Origin of the sequence: Solirhodobacter olei, assembly GCF_004010155.1 — a bacterium.
Lineage (GTDB): Bacteria > Pseudomonadota > Alphaproteobacteria > Rhodobacterales > Rhodobacteraceae > Solirhodobacter > Solirhodobacter olei.
On record NZ_RRYH01000107.1, the window covers coordinates 1 to 381 of the forward strand.

At 70.3% G+C, this 381-nt stretch carries 1 protein-coding gene; it reads right to left on the reverse strand.

The window, feature by feature from the left end; all coding sequences use genetic code 11:
* Nucleotides 1–366 (reverse strand): enoyl-CoA hydratase-related protein (locus EIP85_RS22645; RefSeq protein WP_241560158.1); only part of this gene is annotated, 366 nt, incomplete at its 3' end.
* Nucleotides 367–381 lie beyond the last annotated feature (15 nt).

Below are 381 nucleotides of genomic sequence, written 5' to 3' on the forward strand. Positions count from 1 at the left end.
GGCGTCGGCGATGCGGATATGGGCGGCGGAGGCAAGCTCCAGCCCGCCGCCGACCACGGCGCCCTTCAGCGCGGCGATGACCGGCACGCCGCCGTATTCCATCTTGTTGAACGCCTCGTGCCAGCGCAGGCAGATATGCATGAAATCGGCGGGGCTGCGGTCTTCGCGGTGATGTTCCACGAGATCCAGCCCGGCGCAGAAATGATCCCCGGCGGCGGCGAGGACGATGGCGCGGACCCCGGCGCGGGGCGCGGTGTCGAAGAGGCGCACCATCTCCTCCACCGTCGCCGCGTCGAGCGCATTGCGCTTGGCCGGGCGGTTCAGCGTGGCGACGAGGACGCCGTCCTGCTGCAGCTCCAGCGCGATGTTGGCGAGGTCGAG